The organism is Citricoccus parietis (assembly GCF_042433045.1).
Taxonomy (GTDB): Bacteria; Actinomycetota; Actinomycetes; order Actinomycetales; family Micrococcaceae; genus Citricoccus; species Citricoccus parietis.
Map to the genome: position 1 here is coordinate 1 of NZ_JBHLWH010000033.1, position 1223 is coordinate 1223.

General features: G+C 67.9%; 1 protein-coding gene. It reads left to right on the forward strand.

The genetic code is table 11. The annotated features are described in order from the left end of the window. The first annotated feature begins 198 nt into the window (after positions 1 to 198). Positions 199 to 948 (forward strand): NAD(P)-dependent alcohol dehydrogenase, encoded by a 750-nt coding sequence (locus ACFFIO_RS12430; protein ID WP_378042218.1) that lies wholly within the window; start codon positions 199 to 201, stop codon positions 946 to 948. The last annotated feature ends 275 nt before the right edge of the window (positions 949 to 1223 follow it).

Consider the following 1223-nt stretch of genomic DNA (forward strand, 5'->3'; position numbering starts at 1 on the left):
CCGCCGCCTCAACACCGCCGCTCAGAATGAGCTCACCGGGGCTTGACAGACATAGGAGATTCAACGGCCGCCTCGAGCACCTACGCGGCTCCGCCCTCGGGTTCCGAAACCTGACCAACTACATCGCCCGATCCTTGCTGGAGTCCGGCGGATTCAGGCCACTGCTACACCCTGGATTGTGAAGAGCCGGTTATCGCGGTGGGGGAGGGAACCACGGACCTCACCGTCGGCGATCAGGTCTTCGGATACTGCGAGGGCCGCTTCGGCGCGCATGCTGAGTTGCTGGCGGTGGCCGAGGACTCGATGATCGCCCGAATCCCAGACGGCGTGGACATTGGGCGGGCTGCGGCGAGCACCGAGGGGGCCCACTATGCTCAATCGGCCATCCGGCGTGCCGGGGTGCGGTCCGGGGACCGGGTGCTCGTCATCGGCGCCACTGGGGGCATCGGCTCGGCCGCCGTCCAGCTCCTGGCGCACCTCGGAGCGAAGGTCAGCGCGGTCTGCGCCGCCGAGCACGGGGAACTGGTGCGGGGGCTCGGGGCCGAGCTCGTCATCGACCGCTTCACCGAGGACGTCACCGCCCGGCCCGAGCGCTACGACGTGGTGGTGGACGCCGTCGGCAAGAGCACCTTCGCAGCGTGCCGACCGATCCTGCTGCCCGGCGGGCGCTATGTCTCCTCCGAGTTGGGACCGGGAGGGCAGAACCTGCCTCTGTCCGTGCTCGGTGCCGTAGCCGCCAAGATGCCCAGGCAGCTCTCGGCAGCACGGCGGGTGGTGTTCCCGTACCCGGAGGAGGGTCAGCACGTGGCCCAGGAGATTGCCGGGCTGCTGGGCTCGGGGGCATTCTCGCCGGTCATCGATCGCGAGTACGGGCTGGATGAGATCGTCGAGGCCTATCGGTACGTGGAGTCGGGGGAGAAGGTGGGCAGCGTCGTCATCCGGATGTGACCGGTGGCCTGCCGCGCCGTGGACCGCTCGTGACGGTGGTCAGGGACGAGATAAGGATTCCAGGCACCGGATCGTCTCCCGCCGTGCCATGATCGGGGGACACGTGCCCGGCGGTGGGACGGCCTGGCCCGTGCCGATAGAGGACCTCCACACCTGAAGGAGCCGCGCACATGGCACAGGATCCGGCGCAACACACCCGCCAAGAGACCACTGAGTATTCGGCGTTCTGAGCGCCATCTGTATTGGGTTTGAGAGCCAGTGACTGCTTGAGGGGT